Source organism: Cloacibacillus sp. (genome assembly GCA_036655895.1).
Taxonomy (GTDB): Bacteria; Synergistota; Synergistia; order Synergistales; family Synergistaceae; genus JAVVPF01.
Genome location: JAVVPF010000066.1, coordinates 1 through 5572 on the forward strand (window position 1 = coordinate 1; position 5572 = coordinate 5572).

The following is a 5572-nucleotide window of genomic DNA, read 5'->3' on the forward strand; positions in this document are numbered from 1 at the left end:
TTATGTATGATGAACTGAAAGAATTGAAAAAACAAACAAAAGAACTCGCATCCTTTAATAGTGAAATCGCCTACGCGATAGGCGCGCAAATCGATGAAAAACTGGCGCAGAACTTTAAGCCTACTCTTGATGAACTGCTGATTGCAATAAAGGAGCTTAACAACGCGGGTGCCTCCTCCATTGCCGAAACGATGAACAACAGCATGGGAAGCGAGCTTGCCTCCTTTGGGAGTTCAATAAAAGAGGCCGGGGCTACTCTTCAGGAGAATTCAACGCATACACAGCTCCTTCTAGCGGAGATGGAGAAAACATTAGGAGGCGTCACGCAAAAAATTTCAGATGTTCTTCTCTCCGCGGCTCAGTCTCAGGATAATTCTTCTTCCTCCATAAAAGCAAATACTGAGTTCATGATAGCGGCGCTGAAGTCTGCTGTCTCTGAGATGCAGACCTCGTTATCTTCATCGATGAAAGAAATGACGAGCGTTATCGGAGCAAATTTTTCGGATTCTGCAAAAATGCTCAACGAGATTTTGGAAAAGCAGGCGCGTGAACAAAGTGCGGGTTCTTCGCAGGTGCTGGAGCAAATACGGTTAATGACGTCGTCGCTCGAAGAGTCTTTCTCTCTACTGACGTCCAGGTTCGAGACATCTCAGGATGCCTCGGCGGAGAAGATCTCGCAGTTGCTTGCCTCTGTCACAGAGAATATCAGTGTTATTTCTGAGCGTCTTAAGCACCAAAGCCAGACGACAAATGATAGTATGATACAGCTTACAGACGACCTTTCAAATACAATACTCCGCGTTACGACCAGTTTTGAAGATGTCTATTCTTCCAATAATAAAGAGATGCAGGAATCTATGGAAAGTTTCAGCAGTCTTATTAAAAACAGCAGCGACATGATTGAGTCGGCCTCGGAAACCGCCGATAAGTTCAAAGGCGCAGCCTCAATCATCGCCCAAAGCAGCGAGCGCTTGAAGAGCGTAAACGAACTATCTAGCAAATTTCAGCAGATATTCCAGGAGCAGGTAAAAGAGGTCCTAGCCTCGGTGGATGCTCATGGAAAAATGTCAAGTCAAAATCTGGAGCTTTTGAGATCGCTCTATGCCTCGATGAAATCAAACGTCGATGCCTACGGAGCCAGTATGAAAACGCTTCAAACGGATATTGACGGTGTTTTTGCCGCGCTTTCCGACAGAGTGAAGGAGTACAGTCTGACGGTGAGTGATACTCTGCATGGCCAGCTTCAGGTCTTTGATTCTGACATAGGTACCGCTATGGGAAGCATCGGCGCCGGCGTTGATGAAATAAAAGGCGCCGTTGAGGAAATAAACGACGCCGTCGGTAATCTAGCCCATGAGCTTCAAAAAATTAAGAGGCAGTAGATTGGGCAATGAGAAAAAGAATCTATAAACATGTTTCCGGCTCAGATGAAGATTGTTTTACAATTAGTATCAGTGACCTAATGGCAGGGCTTCTCAGCATTTTTATTCTTGTTCTCATCGCCTTTGCTTTAAACTTTAAAGCACATAACGACAAACTGATTAGCAACCAGGAGATACGTACCCAGATGCTTGAGAGAATAGACAGGGAGCTAAAGGGACAAAATATCCTTAGTATTGAGGTTAAAAAGGATATAGGCGTTATAAATTTTCCAAGCACCTCGTTATTTACAAAGGGAAACGACAAACTCTCCCCACAAGGGCAGACTTTGATCAAAAAATTTACTATTATCCTGTACAAAGTATTAAATGATGAAAATTATAAGGGCAAAGTTGAAACTGTTTTCATAGAGGGGCATACGGACGGCGACAATTATGCGACGCAGCTTGAGCGCATTGGGCGTGACAACTGGTGGCTTTCAACCCAGCGCGCTATCGCCACCTGGAAACTGATGAAGGCTACGAAAAAAGAGGTGGAGTCGGAGCTGAAAAACAGCAGCGGACAGCCCCTTTTTTCCTGCAGTGGTTATGCCGATACGAGACCTCTTGCAGTTGAGACGCAGGGCGGCAAGCAGGTTCAAGAGGCGGCAAAAGAGAGAAACCGCCGTATTGCTTTCCGCATCACTATGATGCCGCCGAAGGCCGAAGTATTCTCAACGGAAAACCCCGATATAAAAAACCAGGAAGATAAATGATGTTTGATAATCTGAAAGAACTTCTCAAAGTATCTTATCAAGCGCCAGGTGCTCCATGTTTTGTACCAGTACGGTCAAAAATAAAAGAGGCGTCCGTGGAGCTTGTGGAGCGTTTTGAGGAGGTAAAGCCTCTTTCTCCCACCAATATGAAGGAAATTTATTCTAGGTGTCTGCACGCTTGGCAGAGCGGAGATCACTCGCTTCTTCCATTTGCACAGACCAAATATATTCCGGGCGTGTTGTTTGTTGGAGAAAACATGGATTCTCCAATAAATAACACAAGTTTTACCAAATTCTTGCTAGACCTTATTATTAGCCGGAATAAATCTCGCAGGACAATACTCTCTCTCATAAAGTTTTATCTGACCCATTATAATAACAGAGTAGAAGGCATGAATCTGGTGAGGATGTATATCGATAATTATCTTAAGGATTGCGAGGATCCAAGCATGCGGATACGCTTCTGGCAGACTATTTCATTTATCTTTGATGTAAATGGTGCCAGACGTTTTGCTGAAGGACTGGGAGTTGCAGGTTCAGCGCGTCAATGTTTAATAAAACTTAAGTTTGACGATTCTATACGTTGGGGAGCGTTTATGTCGGTAGTCGTATCAAATTTTTATCTCTCCACATCAATCAGCGCCAGCAGAAAATTTGAAGAACTTGATGGCTTTGTTGCGCCCGATTATTCCAAGAACTCGGACTACAGCAAAGCGTTCCTTTCAGCAAGTGCTACCATCCTTATACCGTGGGCTGCAAATAATACGCAACAGGATCGTCTTCGCCAGTTTTACTTAAAGCATCTTGGCGACCCTCGCCTTCTTGGAACAAAACGATGGGATGGGGTGACAGCTGAAGCTAAAAAAATCTTCATCCAGTGGCTTGCAAAATTTGATCTCGAAACCTTCTTTGCAATCATTACCGGTTCATCTTATGACCAGGGATGGGAATATCGCATGAAATTCTGGGAGGCATATTTGCCCTATTTTGAAAATACATGGGTAGCCTTGGGGGCAGATGCAAGAAGACTTCTGCACTCCAAGCTCAATCGAAACGACGCAGATTCAATTCAGTATGCCGGATTAAGTGGAGTATCCACGGATCAGAGTATTTTTATGTTTGAAATGCGAGGATTTCTTTTTATTGAATGGAATACCTCGGGTGCTCTCAGAGTCTGGAAAAAAGCGGAAGCCCCTATAGAAATAGGAAAAAAATATTATACCGCATATTTCCGCAGCTGGGAGCCCTATTATAAACAGAGCCATTACAGTTATTCCCACTACAGCTGGCAGCAGAGTGTAAAAACCTGGATACAGCAGAATCTGGGAATAAGCCCGGCTAAAAGCTATAGATTTTAACAGGAGGACGACCAGATGGATTCTTATTCGATTTGGAATGTAGACGAAAATGGATATAGAACGGCTGAAAACAAACTGCCGGAGGCGCCAGGAACGCAAGCGCTCCTTCTTTCTTTATGGGATGAAGAAAAGGTCATTTGTAAAGGCGATGAGTTTATCATTCCACATAAAAACGCCTATATGCTTGACCGAGAAGAGTTGGAGACACTTAAACTGCCGGATGCTTATCCGTTTCGCTTCCACATCGACCTTAAAAACAATATTACCAGCCAGAATCTCGTATATAATATTTCATATTTTAGAGACGACGCAAACAAAATAGTCAATCCTGTTATTACAGGCAGCTTTATTAGAATAAATTCTGAAGAAGCCTACATTTTTATAAAAGATCAATATCTTCTTATAGACGAAGCGGCCCGCTTCAATAATTTAAAAGAGGAAGAAAAAAATCTTACGGCAAACCATCTTGCCTTTGCGCGTATCCATACCCTCTCATCTCATTCTTCCTGCAAGTTTGACGAAACCTATAAAGACCTGCATGTACTTCATCCGAAGCAATTCTCTGTACGGCTTAAGATGGAGGACGATTCTCTTATTATAGAACCCGTCATAGAAGCCACAGACGAGGTAACCTCCGAGTTTGCTTCTCAAGCCACGTCAGGACTGAACGACCATATCTTCCGGGGAAGACGAATGCAGAATGTAATAAAAACGTCGCCACAGACGAGGGTGGTGATAGATGATGAGCAAAAAAAAGCTGTCGAAAAACTCGCTGCGTCACGGAAAATGAGCGGCCAGAAAAAGCGTGAGTTTCTACAGGCGCCTGAGATGGTGCTTGCGACGGAAATATTTTCTCTTGATGATTTCAGCGAAAGAGTGCGGGAAATTGGAGAGTATAAACCAAGGGTATTCCCTTTTATAAGTCTCCTCAAAGAAAGCTGGCTTCCGCCGGAATGCGGACTGCTTTTGGACGATGTGCGTATCCAGATAAAGCCTAAGGACGCAGCTGAAGTCAGGGATATAATAAAGGCCGCCATTCAAAAGGGCGAGCCTACTATAACCTATGAAGGTCATGCCATACCTGCATCAGAGGAAACTCAAAAGGCAGTGGAAATGATCATTCCGGCGGAGCCAGATGAGACTTCAAGGGCCGTTTCAATAAGAATCGAAAAGGCGAAAAAGAATAACACGCTTTCGCCTTTGATATATGACAATATTGAAGAGCTGGATTACAGTGCTGGGAAATTAGGAGAAGCCCGTGCCGAGGATATGGTAATATTGGAAATACCCTTAAGCTTGAAACGTCAAATGAAACTTCTCCAACATCAGTGCGAGGGGCTTAAATGGCTGGAGAGCCTATGGACACGCGGATTTGTCAAAGGTGCGCTTTTGGCGGACGATATGGGGCTTGGTAAAACGCTGCAAGGTTTCTGCTTCCTTGCTTGGCTTAAAGAGAAGATGAACGCGGGAACGCTTGAAAAGAAAAGGTTTCTCATAACGGCTCCTGTCGCGCTTCTTGACAACTGGAACTCCGAGTATCATCGGTTCTTTGATACTAACCTTTTTGGAGAACCAGAGGTGATGCAGGGACCTAGTTTAAAATACTATATCAAGAATGGGCGCATTGATTTCACTAATATTCCAGAGGATGCGCTTGTTCTGACCACCTATGAAACGCTACGGAATTATGCGCTTTACTTTGCTACAGTACAATGGGCGGTTATTGTGCTTGACGAGGCCCAAAAAATAAAAAATCCTACCATTAGGTTATCTTCGGCAGTAAAAGCCATGAAATATGATTTTGGGCTGTGTATGACAGGTACTCCGGTTGAAAACAGTTGGATGGACCTATGGAACATAATGGATTTTGCCAATCCCGGACGCCTGCTGTCTCTTAAGGAGTTCAACGCGCAGTTCTGCCGTCCGCTCGCGTATCCAGAGACTTCAGCAGAGGAGCTGGGCGAAAAGCTAAAAGATAAAATAAAAGACCTTATGCTACGTCGGCTCAAAAGCGAAACTATTGAAGGTCTGCCTCGCAAAGAAATAGTTCTCCATAAATGTGAAATGAGCGACCAGCAGC

General features: G+C 44.1%; 4 protein-coding genes. All 4 read left to right on the top strand.

Annotation, left to right across the window (positions count from 1 at the left end):
* Positions 1-1382: hypothetical protein (locus RRY12_12365; GenBank protein MEG2185466.1), on the top strand; the 1382-nt coding region annotated here is incomplete at its 5' end.
* An 8-nt stretch (positions 1383-1390) separates the two neighbouring features.
* Entirely contained in the window at positions 1391-2134 is a 744-nt protein-coding gene (locus tag RRY12_12370) for an OmpA family protein (GenBank protein ID MEG2185467.1), read from the top strand.
* Positions 2134-3492 (top strand): EH signature domain-containing protein, encoded by a 1359-nt coding sequence (locus RRY12_12375; GenBank protein ID MEG2185468.1) that lies wholly within the window; start codon positions 2134-2136, stop codon positions 3490-3492. The genes RRY12_12370 and RRY12_12375 overlap by 1 nt, the downstream gene beginning before the upstream one ends.
* Positions 3493-3507: 15 nt before the next feature.
* On the top strand, positions 3508-5572 hold a 2065-nt coding region (locus tag RRY12_12380), incomplete at its 3' end, for a DEAD/DEAH box helicase (protein MEG2185469.1).